The organism is Pseudomonas sp. 2835 (assembly GCF_050435905.1).
Lineage (GTDB): Bacteria > Pseudomonadota > Gammaproteobacteria > Pseudomonadales > Pseudomonadaceae > Aquipseudomonas.
In genome coordinates, this window is sequence record NZ_JBNDLE010000004.1 from 71,336 (window position 1) to 86,513 (window position 15,178).

The window sequence follows — 15,178 nt, forward strand, 5'->3', positions numbered from 1 at the left end:
GCCGATGCGGCCCGCCGCGCCCAGCCGTGGCATCAGGCCTTGGCGGCGAGCGCTGCGCTGTTGGACTTGCTGCGTGGGCGCAGTTGCGCGGCAGCCATGGCCTCGTCGGTGACGCCGCTGTCGGCGCGCATGCCGGCGGCGAGGAACGGCACCATCAGGCGCATGACCTGCTCGATCGAGGTATTGATGCCGAAATCGGTTTCGGCAATGGCGCGCAGGGCCTTGATCCCGGACATGCTGAACGCCGCGGCGCCGAGCATGAAGTGCACGCGCCAGAACAGCTCGATCGGCGGAATGCGCGGGGCGGCTTCGTTGACCAGCAGCATGTAGCGGCGGAACACCTTGCCGTACATGTCTTCAAGGTAACGGCGCAGGTGGCCCTGGCTCTGACTGAAGGCCAGGCCCAGCAGACGCATGAAGATCGACAGGTCGTTGCCGCTGCGTGGCTGTACCACCAGCGCCTGTTCGACCAGCATCTCCAGCAGTTCTTCAAGGGTAGGCTTTTGCTCCGGGCGTGCCTGGCGACGCTCAAGCTCGCGCTCGAGGCTGGCACAGAACGGCCCGAGGAAGCGCGAGAAGACCGCCTGGATCAGGGCCTTCTTCGAACCGAAATGGTAGTTCACCGCCGCCAGGTTGACGCCGGCCTTGCTGGTGATCAGCCGTAATGAGGTTTCGGCAAAACCTTTCTCCGCGAACAGCTGCTCGGCAGCATCGAGAATGCGTTCTACGGTTTCCGACTGGGCCATGACTTCTCCGCCTGACAAACACTTGTTTGAAACATACGTTTCAAAGTGGTGATTTGTCAAGTCCGCGCAGCCGTTTTGCGGCCATGCGGTCACGTATTAAACCATAGCTGCAAGCCACAAGCTGCAAGCTGCAAGAACGCCCCTGTGCCGTTTCTTGAAGCTTGGCGCTTGCAGCTTGCCACCCACTGTATATAATCCCAGTCACTGTATAAAAAGACAGAGCGATCGACATGCTAAAACTGACGCCACGCCAAGCTGAGATTCTGGCTTTTATCAAACGCTGCCTGGAAGACAACGGCTTCCCGCCGACCCGCGCGGAGATCGCCCAGGAGCTGGGCTTCAAATCGCCCAACGCCGCCGAGGAGCACCTCAAGGCCCTGGCCCGCAAGGGCGCGATCGAAATGACCCCCGGGGCGTCACGGGGCATTCGCATCCCAGGCTTCGAAGCCAAGCCCGACGACAGCGGCCTGCCGATCATCGGCCGGGTGGCAGCCGGCGCACCGATCCTCGCCCAGCAACACATCGAAGAATCCTGCAACATCAACCCGGCATTCTTCCACCCCCGCGCCGACTACCTGCTGCGCGTTCACGGCATGAGCATGAAGGACGTCGGCATCGTCGATGGCGACCTGCTGGCGGTACACACCTGCCGCGAAGCCCGTAACGGCCAGATCGTTGTCGCCCGTATCGGCGATGAAGTCACGGTCAAGCGATTCAAGCGCGAAGGCAGCAAGGTCTGGCTGATTGCCGAAAACCCCGAATTCGCCCCTATCGAAGTCAACCTGAAAGACCAGGAACTGGTGATCGAGGGCTTGAGTGTCGGCGTCATACGCCGGTAAAGGAGGCATCATGCAGTTCCCCCCTGCGTCACAGAACGTACCGATGCAAGCACAATTGCCATTGTTCGAAGCATTCCTGGCCCAGCCGGTGCTGCCCGGACTGAAAAACACCAGGCCTGCGCCCCACCCCGGTGCGGCCCAGGTTTTCAGCGAGCTGTCCTTGCGTGGCGCACTGGGTAGCTGCCAGAGCCTGCTGGCACCGATGCTGCGTGAACTGAGCGAGTTGAGCGAAGAACATGACGCCCGCTGGCTGACCCTGATCGCCCCGCCCGCCAGCCTGACCCAGGCCTGGTTGCGCGAGGCCGGGCTAAACCGCGAGCGCATCCTGCTGCTGCAGCCACGCGGCAACCAGAGCGCCTTGCAACTGGCCTGCGAAGCCTTGCGCCTGGGCCGAAGCCACACCGTTGTCAGTTGGCTGAATACCGTCAGCAGTAGCGCCCGCCAGCAACTGAGCAATGCCGCTCGCGCTGGAGATGCACAAAGCCTGAACATCCGCCTGGGCTGATATTCAGGTCTGTTTCGATCGTTGATTTTCGCCAGGCTTCCTCAGGACGAGGAAGCCATGCAGGCGATCAGTGCAGAACCCGCGGCCCGTCGTCGCGATCAATCTCGCCTTCTACCAGCTTGCCGGCCATCTGCACGCCAACACTGAGCATGGCCTTGGCCACTTCCACGTGCTGACCTTGCAAAAAGGCTTTGGCGTCCTCGGAGAAATCCAGGGTTACCAACGAACCCTCGTCCTCGGCACGGCGCAGCTCGATCCGGCCATCAGGCAACTCGACAATTTCTAGAAAGGACGTTGGCATAAGGGGCTGTTCTCCACGAAAGGCCGGCATTGTACCAGCCGTTGCCCCAATCAGCACTCACTCAAACCTTCACGAAAACGAACCGTAAGGCCTTTGAGATTCTGCCGCCAGCTTTCCAGCTCTTCACGCGATAGCGCTGGCGCCTCGGGTTCATCAAGGCTCACCGCCTGGATCAGCGGCTCGGTAACATCGGTTTTTGCGGCTTTTTTCGCGACCGGCGGTCGGAACAAATCGGCATAAGCATCGAGCAGTTGCGCCAGCCAGGTTTCGCGCTGCTCAGCCAGTTCGACCAGTTCGGCCATCTCTGGTATGGCAATGGCCTCGAGCACTTCACGGGTCAGCAGCAGCTCGGCACGGGGAGCGCCCGCCTGGGGCAAACGATAGAACCCGGCAATCTCGTGGCACAGGCCCAGCAGCGCGCCGTACAGGTGGAACAACGCCGATTCGCGCTCGGCCTGGATCAGCGCCTGGGCGTTCATGGCCCGGCTTTCCTGCGCCTTGCCGAGGGCCTCGAGGGCCAAGCCTGCGAAGTAAATCTTCTGGTTGGTGCGGGTATAGAGTTCCTGGGCCATCTGGGTGCCCTCCGAAAGGCTGCAAGGCGATCTGTGAGTGTCACGGATTGCACTGCTCTACTGCAAGCCTGGATAACGACCGCTTTGCGGTCGGTCGCCGGCAAGGCCGGCTCCCACAGAGTCGGCGGCGATTGCACTCCCTGTGGGAGCCGGCCTTGCCGGCGATGGGCCGCGAACAGCGGCCCCAAGCTCTATCAGCGCTTGTCTTCGACCTTCCAGGCATTACCGTCGTAGAACGCACGCCAGCCAGTCGGCTTGCCGTCCACCTCGGTCTGCACGTACTGCTCCTTGGTCTTGCGGCTATAGCGGATGACTGCAGGGCGACCGTCAGGGTCCTTCTTCGGCGCTTCGCAGAGGAAGTGGTACTTCGGATCGATCTCGTCCTTGTGCGGGATGATCTCGATCACCAGTGGCGCGCGGGTCTCGCGGTTTTTCGGGAACTGGCTGGCAGCCAGGAACAACCCCGAGGCGCCGTCACGCAGCACGTAGGTGTCGTTGACCTTCTCGCACTTGAGCTCCGGCATCTTCACCGCGTCCATCTTCGGCGGCGCCGCCTCGCCACTCTTGAGCAGCTTGCGGGTGTTCTTGCACTCGGGGTTGGTGCAACCGAAGAACTTGCCGAAACGGCCAGTCTTGAGCTGCATCTCGCTACCGCACTTGTCGCACTCAAGGCTCGGCCCTTCGTAGCCCTTGATGCGGTAGTTGCCTTCTTCGATCTCGTAGCCTGTGCAGTCAGGGTTGTTACCGCAGATGTGCAGCTTGCGCTTTTCATCGAGCAGGTAGGCATCCATGGCCGTCGAGCAGATCGGGCAACGGTGCTTGTTGAGCAGCACACGCGACTCCGATTCACCCTCGTCGTCGGCAGCGATTTCATCGCCCGGAACCAGGTTGACGGTGGCCTTGCAGCGCTCTTTCGGTGGCAGGCTGTAGCCCGAGCAACCCAGGAACACGCCGGTGGAGGCGGTGCGGATCATCATCGGCCGGCCACATTCCTTGCAGGCAATGTTGGTCAGGGTCGGCTGGTTGGCACGCATGCCCTTCTCGCCATCTTCGGCCAGCTTCAGCTTGTTGCTGAAGTCGCCGTAGAACTCGTCGAGCACGTTTTTCCAGTCGCGCTCGCCCTGGGCCACGTCATCGAGGTTCTCTTCCATGCCGGCAGTAAAGCCGTAGTCCATCAGGTTGGAGAAGCTTTCGGACAGGCGTTCGGTAACGATGTCGCCCATCTTCTCGGAGTAGAAGCGGCGGTTGTGCAGGGTCACGTAACCGCGATCCTGGATGGTCGAGATGATCGCCGCGTAGGTCGAAGGACGACCGATGCCACGTTTTTCCATCTCCTTGACCAGGCTGGCTTCGGAGTAACGCGCCGGTGGCTTGGTGAAGTGCTGGCTCGGGTCGAGCTGGATCAGCTTGAGCACTTCACCCTGGTTCATTTCCGGCAGCACATCGTCATCGCCAGGCTTGCTCTGTTGCGGCAGTACCCGGGTGTAACCGTCGAACTTGAGAATACGGCCCTTGGCGCGCAGCTCGAAGTTGCCGGCAGTGACGCTGACGGTGGTCGACAGGTATTGCGCAGGCGGCATCTGGCAGGCCAGGAACTGGCGCCAGATCAGCTCGTACAGACGCTCGGCGTCACGCTCCATGCCGCTGAGCTTGGTCGGATGGGTGTTGACGTCGGACGGACGAATCGCTTCGTGCGCCTCCTGGGCACCCTCTTTGCTGCCGTAGACAATCGGCGCTTCGGGCAGGTACTTCTTGCCGAACTCGTTTTCGATGTAGCTGCGGGCCATTTCCACCGCATCGACCGACAGGTTGGTCGAGTCGGTACGCATGTAGGTGATGTAGCCGGCTTCGTACAGACGCTGGGCCATCATCATGGTTTTCTTCACGCCGAAGCCCAGGCGGTTGCTCGCGGCCTGCTGCAGGGTCGAGGTGATGAACGGCGCCGACGGCTTGCTGCTGGTCGGGCGATCTTCACGCTTGGCCACGGTGTAGCTGGACGACTTGAGCTGCGCAAGCGCGGCCATGGCCTGGGCTTCGTTCAGCGGTTTGAACGCTTCGCCGTTCTCGCGGGCGACTTCGAAACGCACCTTGGCGTCCTTGGCGGTACCCAGGTCGGCGTGCACTTCCCAGTATTCTTCGGGGATGAAGGCGCGGATCTCGCGCTCACGCTCGACCACCAGCTTGACCGCTACCGACTGCACACGGCCGGCGGACAGGCCGCGGGCGATCTTGGCCCACAGCAGTGGCGAGACCATGTAGCCCACCACGCGGTCGAGGAAGCGCCGCGCCTGCTGGGCGTTGACCCGGTCGATATCCAGCTCGCCAGGCTGCGAGAACGCCTCCTGGATGGCTTTCTTGGTGATTTCGTTGAACACCACGCGCTTGTAGCGGCTGTCATCACCACCGATGGCTTCGCGCAGGTGCCAGGCAATGGCTTCCCCCTCGCGATCCAAGTCGGTTGCGAGATAGATGGTGTCGGCATCCTTGGCCAGGCGACGCAGCTCGTCGATGACCTTCTCCTTGCCCGGGAGAATCTCGTACTTGGCCTTCCAGCCGTGGTCAGGGTCGACGCCCATGCGCGCAACCAGCTGCTTGCGCGCCTTCTCTTTCGGCGACAGGGCCGGCGCTTCGCCCGCGGCGGCCTTGCCGCGCTTGGCGGCAGGCTCCTTGCTGGCGCTGGCCGAACCGCTGGTGGGCAGGTCTCGGATATGGCCGATACTCGACTTCACCACGTACTGGCTGCCCAAGTACTTGTTGATGGTCTTGGCCTTAGCCGGGGATTCCACAATGACCAGCGATTTGCCCATGGATCGGAAAATTCCTGAATACTGAAAATAAAAACACGGCAGGTACCTGACGCGGCACCGCTATATATAGTGGCAACAGAGTGAGGTCAAGCGCGGGGCTCTAGCCACCCTCGGCATCGGGCCGGGAAAACAGCTCGGTTTCAGCCTTGACCAAAGCAAAGCGCGGCACTTGCTCGCCGTCAACCTCGACCGACTCGAGAAACATCGAAAGTGGTCGCACCCACAGGCCGAATTCGCCGTACAGGGCTTGGTAGAACACCACCCACTCCTCAGTCTCGGAGTGGCGCGCAGTGCCGAACACACGATACTCAGGCCCCTTGTAATGCCGGTATACGCCTGGTTGTATCTGCATGTTGCTCACCCTCTTGAAAAAAATTTCCTGCAAAAAACAAAAACCGGGGCACCAGGCCCCGGTTTCCATCCAGCGAAGCGTTAAACGCGTTCGAAGACGGTGGTGATGCCTTGGCCCAGGCCGACGCACATGGTCGAAACGCCGAAGGTCCCGCCATTCTGCTTCATGACGTTGAGCAGAGTGCCGGAAATACGCGCACCGGAGCAACCGAAAGGATGGCCCAGGGCGATGGCGCCGCCGTGCAGGTTAACCTTCTCATCCATCTTGTCGAGCACTTTAAGATCCTTCAGCACTGGCAGGGCCTGTGCGGCGAAGGCTTCGTTGAGCTCGAAGAAGTCGATATCGGCGATCGACAGGCCCGCGCGCTTGAGCGCTTTCTGGGTTGCCGGAACCGGACCGTAGCCCATGATTGCAGGGTCGACACCGGCCACGGCCATGGAACGGATTACTGCCAGAGGCTGGATACCGAGGTCCTGGGCACGCTGGGCCGACATGACGATCATGCACGAGGCGCCGTCGGTGATCTGCGACGAAGTACCGGCAGTCACGGTACCACCTTTGGGGTTGAAGGCCGGCTTGAGGGCCGCCAGGCTTTCCAGGGTGGTATCCGGGCGAATGGTTTCGTCGTAGTCGAAGACCTTGAGGAAACCGTTCTCGTCGTAGCCCTGCATCGGGATGATCTCATCCTTGAACTTGCCTTCGACCGTCGCCTTGTGGGCGAGCTGGTGCGAACGCAGGCCGAACAGGTCCTGCTGCTCACGGCTGATGCCGTGCATCTTGCCGAGCATTTCGGCGGTCAGGCCCATCATGCCCGAGGCCTTGGCGGCGTACAGCGACATGTGCGGGTTCGGGTCGACGCCGTGCATCATGCTGACGTGGCCCATGTGCTCGACGCCGCCGACGACGAAGACATCACCGTTGCCGGTCATGATCGCCTGCGCCGCGGTGTGCAGCGCGCTCATCGACGAGCCGCACAGGCGGCTGACGGTCTGGCCGGCAGCGGTGTGCGGGATCTGGGTCATCAGGGAGGCCATGCGGGCGATGTTCCAGCCCTGCTCCAGGGTCTGGTTGACGCAGCCCCAGATGACGTCTTCAACTTCGCTCGGATCGACCTTGGCGTTGCGCTCCAGCACCTTGCTGATCAGGTGCGCGGACATGTCTTCGGCGCGGGTATTGCGATGCATGCCACCCTTGGAGCGGCCCATCGGGGTGCGACCGAAGTCGACAATCACCACGTCTCTTGGATTCAGGCTCATATATTCACTCTCGCTCTATATCGTTGGGCGCTTAACCGAAGAAGCTCTGGCCATTCTTGGCCATTTCACGCAGCTTCGCGGTGGGGTGATACAGCGGACCCAGATCGGCGTACTTGTCGGCCAGGGCAACGAATTCGGCTACACCGATCGAGTCGATGTAACGCAGCGCGCCGCCACGGAAGGGAGGGAAACCGATACCGTAGACCAGGCCCATGTCGGCTTCGGCAGCGGTGTCGACGATGCCGTCTTCCAGGCAGCGAACGGTTTCCAGGCACAGCGGGATCATCATCCAGTTGATGATGTCTTCGTCGCTGACTTCACGCTGCTCGTAGACGATTGGCTTGAGCACTTCGAGGACTGCCGCGTCAGCGACCTTCTTCGGCTTGCCGCGCTTGTCGGTTTCGTAGGCGTAGAAGCCCTTGCCGTTCTTCTGGCCCAGGCGCTTGGCTTCATAGAGCACGTCGACGGCCGAACGACGGTCGTCCTTCATGCGGTCCGGGAAGCCTTCGGCCATGACGTCACGGCCGTGGTGGCCAGTGTCGATACCGACCACGTCCATCAGGTAGGCCGGGCCCATCGGCCAGCCGAATTTTTCCATGATCTTGTCGATGCGCACGAAATCGACGCCGGCACTGACCAGCTTGGCGAAACCGCCGAAGTACGGGAACAGTACGCGGTTGACCAAGAAGCCCGGGCAGTCGTTGACCACGATCGGGTTCTTGCCCATCTTCTTGGCGTAGGCCACGGTGGTGGCGACGGCCACTTCGCTGGACTTCTCGCCACGGATGACTTCGACCAGCGGCATCATGTGCACCGGGTTGAAGAAGTGCATGCCGACGAAGTTTTCCGGACGCTTGAGGGCCTTGGCCAGCAGGTTGATGGAGATGGTCGAGGTGTTGGACGCGAGGATCGCGTCTTCCTTGACCTGGCCTTCCACTTCAGCCAGTACGGCCTGCTTGACCTTGGGGTTCTCGACCACGGCTTCGACAACGATATCGACGTTGCCGAAGTCGCCGTAGGACAGGGTCGGGCGAATCGCGTTCAGCGCTTCGGCCATTTTCGCCGGGGTCAGGCGGCCTTTTTCAACGCGCTTGCCGAGCAGCTTGGAGGCTTCGTTCAAGCCCAGCTGGATGGCGCTTTCGTTGATGTCCTTCATCAGGATCGGCGTGCCCTTGACCGCCGACTGGTAGGCGATGCCGCCACCCATGATGCCGGCGCCGAGTACGGCGGCCTGCTTCACGTCACGAGCGATTTCGTCGTGGGCCTTGGCTTTGCGCTTGAGCTCCTGGTCGTTGAGGAACAGGCCGATCAGGCTCTCGGCAACCGAGGTCTTGGCCAGTTTGACGAAGCCTGCGGCCTCGACTTCCAGGGCCTTGTCACGACCGAAATTGGCGGCCTTCTGGATGCTCTTGATCGCTTCGACCGGCGCCGGATAGTTCGGGCCAGCTTGACCGGCGACGAAACCCTTGGCGGTCTCGAACGACATCATCTGCTCGATGGCGTTGAGCTTGAGTTTTTCCAGTTTTGGCTGGCGCTTGGCCTTGTGGTCGAGCTCGCCGCTGATAGCGCGCTTGATCAGGTCCAGGGCCGCAGCCTGCAGCAGTTCGGGAACCACCACGGCATCGACGGCGCCGACTTTCAGCGCGTCTTCAGCCCGGTTTTCCTTGCCGGCGGCAATCCACTCGATGGCGTTGTCGGCACCGATGATGCGCGGCAGGCGCACGGTACCGCCGAAGCCCGGGTAGATACCCAGCTTGACTTCCGGCAGGCCGATCTTGGCGCTGGTGGCCATGACGCGGTAGTCGGCAGCCAGGCACATTTCCAGACCGCCGCCCAGGGCGATGCCATTGATCGCGGCAACGGTCGGCACGGCCAGGTCTTCGAAATCGCTGAAAATCCGGTTGGCTTCCAGGTTGCCGGCGACCAGTTCGGCCTCGGGCAGCTTGAAGTTATCGACAAACTCGGTGATGTCCGCGCCGACGATGAACACGTCCTTGCCACTGCTGACAATCACGCCCTTGATCGATGCGTCGGCTTTGATGGTGTCTACGGCCTGACGCAATTCGTTCAGGGTAAGACGGTTGAACTTGTTGACGGACTCACCCTTGAGGTCGAACTTCAGTTCGACGATGCCGCTTTCAAGAGCCTTAACCGTGATGGCTTTACCTTCGTAAATCATCAACTGATCTCCACGATATGGAAGCTGAACTGTACACGCCGATCGCTGGTGAAAGGCCCGGCCGGCCAATGGCCGTTGCTGCCGAACCCTTGCGCCAGGCACACCCGCCAGCGCGATAGTCGGGATTCTGTAAGAGCCGTCTGACAATACAAACGCTCAATTCATACGCCCGTTTGATTTGGGTATGCACACATTCAACGAAAAGATCGCCGTTGTCAAATACCCAAAAGCAGCGGGAAAACGCGACTTTCCGGTCATTTTCTGCTGACAGGGGGCAAACCGGCACGCGGGTGATGGTGCGCCATTCAGTGGCGCAATAGTGGTTAATGGCTTACACGCCGTGACTATCGATCAACGCGAAAAAAGACTGGGGATGTGCAGCAGATAGCCGCGAGATGGCTACACTGGGAGGGATTGAACCTTATGCCGGCCTGCCTGGCCTGTCCGCCCGATCTGTGAATCGGGCTTTTTATTGATGATGATCAGGCCAACGCCTTGAGGACCTCGGCAATATCCTGCAATACAGCCGTTTCACCGCGCTCACCCCAGTACAGGGCAACCATTTGCGGGCCCGCCTCGACCTTGTAGACACTCTCCGGCAAGCGTGCCAATTGCTCGGCATGCACGGCATCGGTGCACGGCTCGCGCCACTGGTTGAGCCACACGCCGGGGGTGGTCTGCCAGTAGCACCAGCTGTCGCTGCGGCCCTGACGCCTTGGCCGCAGGTACTGCGCACAGGGGCTTGGCGGCTCCTTGGGCAACCAGTGCGGCCACTCCTGGGGCGTCAGTTGCATGGCCAGGCCCATGCGCCGGGCCTCCATGCGCAGGGCCATCTGGCCGCTCTGCTTGCGCGAAGGGCGCAGCCAGGCCAAAGGGCTGAGAATCAGCGCAAGGATTGACACCACTACCCAGACCGTCATATCTGTTGTTCCCATAAAGCTTTGCAAATGAGCTGGTTAGCCGTGGTTCAAAGCGATCAGCCTGAAACCGACCATACTTTAACTATCGCGACTGTCAGGAGAGCTTCTCATGCCCTACGAACACATACTGGTTGCCGTCGACCTGACCGAAGAATGCGACCCGGTCATCAAGCGCGCCATGAAGCTGGCTGAACCCACCCGCGCCAAGGTCTCCCTGGTACACATCGTCGAACCCATGGCCATGGCCTTTGGCGGCGACGTGCCAATGGACCTGTCGCAACTGCAACAGCAACAGTTCGACCAGGCCAAGGAGCGCATGGAGCGCCTGTACAACAAGTACCCGGACATCAATCGCGGAGACTCGCACCTGACCTACGGCCAGCCGCGCCAGGAGATCCACCAGTTGGCCAAGGAGCAAAAATGCGACCTGATCGTGGTCGGCAGCCATGGCCGCCACGGCCTGGCCTTGCTGCTGGGCTCGACCGCCAATGACGTGCTGCATGGCGCACCGTGCGATGTGCTGGCGGTACGCCTGCAGAAAAAAGCCGAGTAAGCCTCAGGCAGGCCCGGCGCCCATTCATGCGCCGGGCCCTGCCCCTTAGCTGTCGAGCTCAGCCCAGCGCTCGACCAGCACGTCCAGTTCGCCCTGCATTTTCTCCAGGCTCGCCAGTACGGCACTGGTCTGCTCGATCGGGCGCTGATAGAAGGCCGGGGCAGCAATCTCTTCCTGCACCGCCGCCATCTTCTGCTCCAGTGCGTCGATCTGGCCCGGCAAGGCTTCCAGCTCGCGTTGCAGCTTGTAGCTGAGCTTTTTCTTTGGCGCTTCTGCCGCTGGTGCCGCCACTGGCGCCGGCGCTACGGCCTCGACCACCGCAGTGTTGAGCTCGGACTTGCCCGACTTGCTCTCGGTCACACCGAGCAGCTTCGGCGAACCGCCCTGGCGGATCCAGTCCTGGTAGCCACCGACGTACTCGCGCACCTTGCCCTCGCCTTCGAACACCAGGGTGCTGGTGACCACGTTGTCGAGGAAGGCCCGGTCGTGGCTGACCATCAGCACGGTACCCTTGAACGCCGACAGCACTTCTTCGAGCAGCTCGAGGGTCTCGACGTCGAGGTCGTTGGTCGGTTCGTCGAGTACCAGCAGGTTGGCCGGCTTGCTGAACAATTTGGCCAGCAGCAGGCGCGCACGCTCACCGCCGGACAGGGCCTTGACCGGAGTCCGGGCACGCTGCGGGCTGAACAGGAAGTCGCCCAGGTAGCTCAATACATGACGGCTCTGGCCATCGATGTCGATGAAATCGCGACCTTCGGCGAGGTTGTCGATGACGGTCTTTTCCAGGTCCAGTTGATGGCGCAACTGATCGAAATAAGCGACTTCCAGGCGTGTGCCGGACTCGACCTTGCCGCTGGTAGGCTCAAGGTCACCGAGCATCAGCTTGAGCAGGGTGGTCTTGCCGGTGCCGTTGGCGCCGAGCAGGCCGATGCGGTCTTCGCGCTGCAGGACCATGGAGAAGTCCTTGACCAGCTGCGGGCCGTTAGGGTGGCTGAAGCTGACGTTTTCCAGGACCATCACCTGCTTACCGGATTTCTCCGCGACATCGAGCATGATGTTGGCCTTGCCCTGACGCTCGCGGCGTTCGCTGCGCTCGACGCGCAGGGCCTTGAGGGCGCGCACGCGGCCTTCGTTACGGGTACGCCGGGCCTTGATGCCCTGGCGGATCCACACCTCTTCCTGGGCCAGCTTCTTGTCGAACAGGGCGTTGGCGGTTTCTTCGGCCGCCAGCGCCGCTTCCTTGTGCACCAGGAAGCTTGCGTAGTCGCCGTTCCAGTCGATCAGGCCGCCACGGTCCAGTTCGAGGATGCGCGTGGCCAGGTTCTGCAGGAAGGAACGGTCGTGGGTGATGAACAGCACGGCGCCGCCAAAACCGCTGAGGGCATCTTCAAGCCAGGCGATGGCGCCGATGTCCAGGTGGTTGGTCGGTTCGTCGAGCAGCAGCAGGTCGGGCTCGGACACCAGCGCCTGGGCCAGCAGCACGCGGCGGCGCCAGCCACCGGAAAGCTCGGCCAGGGTCTTGTCGGCCGGCAGTTGCAGGCGGCTCAGGGTGCTGTCGACCAGTTGCTGCAAGCGCCAGCCATCGCGCGACTCGAGGTCGTGCTGGACGTGCATGAGTTTTTCCAGGTCGGCATCGGTATGGATGTTCTGGCTCAGGTGGTGGTATTCGGCCAGCAAGGCGCCGACGCCGTCGAGGCCTTCGGCCACCACGTCGAACACGGTACGGCCGTCGGCCACCGGCAATTCTTGCGGCAGCTCGCCGATCTTCAGCCCAGGGGCACGCCAGACATCGCCTTCATCAGGCTTCTGATCGCCCTTGACCAGGCGCAGCATGCTCGACTTGCCAGTGCCGTTGCGGCCGATGATGCACACCCGCTCACCACGGGCGATCTGCCAGGACACCTTGTCCAACAACGGCGTGGCGCCGAACGCAAGGGACACATCGCTTAATTTGAGCAGGGTCATGATCTTCTCCAAAAACCGGGCGCGCATTCTACCCGACTTGGGCCGGCTTCACATTAAGCAGCGCGTCCTACAGTACCTTCCGACGACAGGCCGCTTCTTTACAACCAGATACAAGCACAATGCTTTCATCCGCCTGCGGCAACCGGCTAAGCTAAGGCAATGCAACTCCAAACGTGCTGGCTTCGCCGTCACTTTTCATGGTCAAACTGCCCGGAAGTCTCATGCGCAGCCGCCTGTTCTGCCTAGTATCCAGCCTGCTTCTCACTGCCTCGGCAGTGGGTGTTGCCCAGGCCAGCGACATCACCCAGCAACGTCAATTCTACGATGAAGCCAAGCGCGCCCTGGCCAAGGGCGACAAGGGCCCCTACCTGCGTTATGCCGATGCCCTGCGCGATTATCCGTTGACGCCTTACCTGGCCTACGACGAACTGACCGCGCGGCTGAAATCCGCCAGTAACGACGAAATCGAGAAATTCCTCGCCGCCCACGGCGACCTGCCCCAGGCCAACTGGATGAAGCTGCGCTGGTTGCGCTGGCTGGCCGAGCGTGGTGATTGGGCGACCTTCAGCAAGTACTACGATCCGAAATTGAATTTCACCGAACTGGACTGCCTTAACGGCCAGTACCAGCTCAGCCATGGCCAGCGCGCCGAAGGCTACGCCAGCGCCGAAAAACTCTGGCTGGTCGGCAAGTCGCAACCGGCCGCCTGCGATGCCCTGTTTGAACGCTGGGCTGCCGAAGGCCAGTTGACCGAGCAAAAACGCTGGGAGCGCGCCAAGCTGGCGGCACAAACCCGCAACTATGCGCTGGCCAACACCCTGGTCAAAAGCCTCAACACCCTGGCACCGCAAGGCCGCCTGCTGATCGACGTGGCGCAAAAACCCGAGCTGCTCAACCAGCCCGGGCGCTTCAGCCCGGTCAACGAAGCGATGTCCGACGTGGTCAGCCTCGGCTTGCGCCGCCTGGCCCGCCAGGACCCGGAGCGGGCCATGAGCCTGCTCGACGACTACGCCAACCGCATGCATTTCTCCCGCGACGAAAAGGTCGCCATCGCCCGTGAAATCGGCCTGACCCTGGCGCGTCGCTACGACCCGCGGGCGCTGGACCTGATGACCCGCTACGATCCGGAGCTACGTGACAACACCGTCACCGAATGGCGCCTGCGCCTGCTGCTGCGCCTGGGCCGCTGGGAAGATGCCTACGAGCTGACCAAGCGCCTGCCGCAAGACCTGGCCAGCAGCAACCGCTGGCGCTACTGGCAGGCGCGCAGCCTGGAGCTTGCGCAGCCGAAGAACCCGCAGATCCCACTGCTGTACAAGACCGTGGCCCGAGAGCGCGACTTCTACGGCTTCCTCGCCGCCGACCGCTCGCAGACGCCGTACCAGTTGAACAACAAGCCGCTGGTACTGAGCCAGCAGTTGATCAACAAGGTGCGCAATACCCCGGGCGTCAAGCGCGCCCTGGAATTCCACGCCCGCGGGCAGATCGTCGACGGTCGCCGCGAGTGGTACCACGTCAGCCGCCACTTCAGCCGTGACGAGATGGTCGCCCAGGCCAAGCTGGCCTACGACATGCGCTGGTATTTCCCGGCCATTCGCACCATCAGCCAGGCCAAGTACTGGGACGACCTGGATATCCGCTTCCCGATGGCCCATCGCGACACCCTGGTACGTGAAGCCAAGGTGCGCGGCCTGCATTCGAGCTGGGTGTTTGCCATTACCCGCCAGGAAAGCGCATTCATGGACGACGCCCGCTCCAGCGTCGGCGCCAGTGGCTTGATGCAGTTGATGCCGGCTACCGCCAAGGAGACCGCACGCAAGTTCAGCATCCCGCTGGCCTCGCCGGCGCAGGTGTTCAACCCGGACAAGAACATCCAGCTGGGCGCCGCCTACCTGAGCCAGGTACACAGCCAGTTCAACGGCAACCGCGTGCTCGCCTCCGCCGCCTATAACGCCGGCCCCGGCCGTGTACGCCAGTGGCTGCGCGGTGCCGATCACCTGAGTTTCGATGTGTGGGTCGAGTCGATTCCGTTCGACGAAACGCGCCAGTACGTACAGAACGTGCTGTCGTATTCGGTGATCTACGGGCAGAAGCTCAATTCACCGCAGCCGCTGGTGGATTGGCATGAGCGGTATTTTGACGATCAGTGATTGATGCCATCGCCGGCAAGGCCGGCCCCCACA

General features: G+C 61.9%; 13 protein-coding genes. 4 read left to right on the top strand and 9 right to left on the bottom strand.

Features of this window, described 5'->3' with window-relative positions; translation table 11 throughout:
- Positions 1-32: 32 nt before the first annotated feature.
- Positions 33-746, bottom strand: coding sequence for a TetR family transcriptional regulator (locus ABIE20_RS06655; RefSeq protein ID WP_429503805.1), 714 nt, complete (start codon positions 744-746; stop codon positions 33-35).
- A gap of 230 nt (positions 747-976) precedes the next feature.
- On the opposite strand from ABIE20_RS06655, the gene lexA reads away from it, so the two are divergent.
- Together lexA and sulA are read left to right on the top strand one after the other, a co-directional pair.
- Entirely contained in the window at positions 977-1,585 is a 609-nt protein-coding gene (gene lexA, locus ABIE20_RS06660; protein ID WP_123565450.1) for a transcriptional repressor LexA, read from the top strand.
- Between the two features lie 10 nt (positions 1,586-1,595).
- The gene (gene sulA, locus ABIE20_RS06665; RefSeq protein WP_429503807.1) at positions 1,596-2,090 is read left to right on the top strand and encodes an SOS-induced cell division inhibitor SulA; all 495 of its coding nucleotides are present in this window, start codon (positions 1,596-1,598) and stop codon (positions 2,088-2,090) included.
- Positions 2,091-2,157: 67 nt separating this feature from the next.
- On the opposite strand, the gene ABIE20_RS06670 is transcribed toward sulA, so the two are convergent.
- The 7 genes from ABIE20_RS06670 to ABIE20_RS06700 all read right to left on the bottom strand — a co-directional run bounded on the left by ABIE20_RS06670 (position 2,158) and on the right by ABIE20_RS06700 (position 10,477).
- Positions 2,158-2,391 carry a hypothetical protein gene (locus ABIE20_RS06670; protein WP_128326169.1) on the bottom strand — a complete coding sequence of 78 codons (234 nt, stop codon included), beginning with the start codon at positions 2,389-2,391 and terminating at the stop codon, positions 2,158-2,160.
- 50 nt (positions 2,392-2,441) lie between these two features.
- Complete coding sequence (locus tag ABIE20_RS06675; protein WP_429503809.1) at positions 2,442-2,963, bottom strand: DUF6586 family protein; 522 nt, start codon at positions 2,961-2,963, stop codon at positions 2,442-2,444.
- A 194-nt stretch (positions 2,964-3,157) separates the two neighbouring features.
- Positions 3,158-5,770 carry a type I DNA topoisomerase gene (gene topA / locus ABIE20_RS06680; RefSeq protein WP_429503811.1) on the bottom strand — a complete coding sequence of 871 codons (2,613 nt, stop codon included), beginning with the start codon at positions 5,768-5,770 and terminating at the stop codon, positions 3,158-3,160.
- 100 nt (positions 5,771-5,870) lie between these two features.
- Entirely contained in the window at positions 5,871-6,122 is a 252-nt protein-coding gene (locus ABIE20_RS06685) for a DUF1653 domain-containing protein (protein WP_010226982.1), read from the bottom strand.
- Between the two features lie 80 nt (positions 6,123-6,202).
- Positions 6,203-7,378 carry an acetyl-CoA C-acyltransferase FadA gene (fadA, locus tag ABIE20_RS06690; protein ID WP_429503813.1) on the bottom strand — a complete coding sequence of 392 codons (1,176 nt, stop codon included), beginning with the start codon at positions 7,376-7,378 and terminating at the stop codon, positions 6,203-6,205.
- Positions 7,379-7,409: 31 nt separating this feature from the next.
- Positions 7,410-9,557 (bottom strand): fatty acid oxidation complex subunit alpha FadB, encoded by a 2,148-nt coding sequence (gene fadB / locus ABIE20_RS06695; RefSeq protein ID WP_429503815.1) that lies wholly within the window; start codon positions 9,555-9,557, stop codon positions 7,410-7,412.
- A 482-nt stretch (positions 9,558-10,039) separates the two neighbouring features.
- Positions 10,040-10,477: a hypothetical protein gene (locus tag ABIE20_RS06700; protein ID WP_429503817.1), complete on the bottom strand. Its 438-nt coding sequence runs from the start codon at positions 10,475-10,477 to the stop codon at positions 10,040-10,042.
- A 109-nt stretch (positions 10,478-10,586) separates the two neighbouring features.
- On the opposite strand from ABIE20_RS06700, the gene ABIE20_RS06705 reads away from it, so the two are divergent.
- Positions 10,587-11,030: a universal stress protein gene (locus ABIE20_RS06705; RefSeq protein WP_045194918.1), complete on the top strand. Its 444-nt coding sequence runs from the start codon at positions 10,587-10,589 to the stop codon at positions 11,028-11,030.
- 45 nt (positions 11,031-11,075) lie between these two features.
- Here the strand turns inward: ABIE20_RS06705 and ABIE20_RS06710 are convergent, their stop codons facing one another.
- Entirely contained in the window at positions 11,076-12,995 is a 1,920-nt protein-coding gene (locus ABIE20_RS06710) for an ATP-binding cassette domain-containing protein (RefSeq protein ID WP_429503820.1), read from the bottom strand.
- A gap of 221 nt (positions 12,996-13,216) precedes the next feature.
- Between ABIE20_RS06710 and ABIE20_RS06715 the strand changes: the two genes are divergently transcribed.
- Positions 13,217-15,145, top strand: coding sequence for a transglycosylase SLT domain-containing protein (locus tag ABIE20_RS06715; RefSeq protein ID WP_429503822.1), 1,929 nt, complete (start codon positions 13,217-13,219; stop codon positions 15,143-15,145).
- Positions 15,146-15,178: the final 33 nt, after the last annotated feature.

Coding starts and splice junctions, on each gene's coding strand:
- ABIE20_RS06655 (WP_429503805.1), bottom strand. CDS start 746: ATGGCCCAGTCGGAAACCGTAGAACGCATTCTCGATGCTGCCGAGCAG.
- ABIE20_RS06700 (WP_429503817.1), bottom strand. CDS start 10,477: ATGACGGTCTGGGTAGTGGTGTCAATCCTTGCGCTGATTCTCAGCCCT.
- ABIE20_RS06715 (WP_429503822.1), top strand. CDS start 13,217: ATGCGCAGCCGCCTGTTCTGCCTAGTATCCAGCCTGCTTCTCACTGCC.
- fadB (WP_429503815.1), bottom strand. CDS start 9,557: ATGATTTACGAAGGTAAAGCCATCACGGTTAAGGCTCTTGAAAGCGGC.
- ABIE20_RS06685 (WP_010226982.1), bottom strand. CDS start 6,122: ATGCAGATACAACCAGGCGTATACCGGCATTACAAGGGGCCTGAGTAT.
- ABIE20_RS06710 (WP_429503820.1), bottom strand. CDS start 12,995: ATGACCCTGCTCAAATTAAGCGATGTGTCCCTTGCGTTCGGCGCCACG.
- ABIE20_RS06705 (WP_045194918.1), top strand. CDS start 10,587: ATGCCCTACGAACACATACTGGTTGCCGTCGACCTGACCGAAGAATGC.
- ABIE20_RS06675 (WP_429503809.1), bottom strand. CDS start 2,963: ATGGCCCAGGAACTCTATACCCGCACCAACCAGAAGATTTACTTCGCA.
- fadA (WP_429503813.1), bottom strand. CDS start 7,378: ATGAGCCTGAATCCAAGAGACGTGGTGATTGTCGACTTCGGTCGCACC.
- ABIE20_RS06670 (WP_128326169.1), bottom strand. CDS start 2,391: ATGCCAACGTCCTTTCTAGAAATTGTCGAGTTGCCTGATGGCCGGATC.
- topA (WP_429503811.1), bottom strand. CDS start 5,770: ATGGGCAAATCGCTGGTCATTGTGGAATCCCCGGCTAAGGCCAAGACC.
- lexA (WP_123565450.1), top strand. CDS start 977: ATGCTAAAACTGACGCCACGCCAAGCTGAGATTCTGGCTTTTATCAAA.
- sulA (WP_429503807.1), top strand. CDS start 1,596: ATGCAGTTCCCCCCTGCGTCACAGAACGTACCGATGCAAGCACAATTG.